At 66.5% G+C, this 582-nt stretch carries 1 protein-coding gene and 1 pseudogene; one reads left to right on the top strand and one right to left on the bottom strand.

Going from position 1 to position 582, the window contains the following annotated elements:
• A pseudogene (locus EXE42_RS16485) lies at positions 1–205 on the top strand (hypothetical protein); the annotation flags it as partial.
• A 42-nt stretch (positions 206–247) separates the two neighbouring features.
• Here EXE42_RS16485 and EXE42_RS16490 read toward each other — a convergent pair.
• On the bottom strand, positions 248–582 hold a 335-nt coding region (locus EXE42_RS16490), incomplete at its 5' end, for a M28 family peptidase (protein ID WP_137707010.1).

The following is a 582-nucleotide window of genomic DNA, read 5'->3' on the forward strand; positions in this document are numbered from 1 at the left end:
GACGATCCTCTCCGTGCTCGTGCTCGCGATGTTCATCGCCGACTTCTTCGAGCTGGAGGCCCGCAACGTCGAGGCCCGCAACGACATGGAGATCGAGGCGCCGAAGAGCTCGATCGCCGCCTCGCTCGTCGTGCTGATCTGGTCGTCGTACTTCGCGCTGTTCTTCCTCGTCGAGGGGTTCTGGAACCAGTTCGTCGTCGCCTGACGAACCGCCAACCTGCGTCCCGTTTTCCCCGCTTTCGCCGCCTCAGAACGCCCAGTCGCCGGTGAGCTTCATACCCGTCGCCTTCCCCTCCGCTTCGAGCGCCGCCGCGATCTCGTCGGTGTCCCGGCGCGGGATCGACGCGTCGGCCTCAGCGAGGTCGACGACCAGTTCGGTCAGCAGGATCGCCTGCTCCCGGAGGTTCCGCGACTCCAGCTTGTCGAGCGTGTCCGCGTGGGTGTGACCCCACCCGCGGCCGCGCCCCTCGGTTTCGCCGGAGATCATGTACCCAGGAATTCCTCGCTTCACGAACGGCCAGTGGTCGCTGTGCGGGACGAGCGCTTCGCCCGTCGAGATCGGGTGATCGAAGCGGTCGCTCA

The organism is Halorubrum sp. SP3 (genome assembly GCF_005435195.1).
Lineage (GTDB): Archaea > Halobacteriota > Halobacteria > Halobacteriales > Haloferacaceae > Halorubrum > Halorubrum sodomense.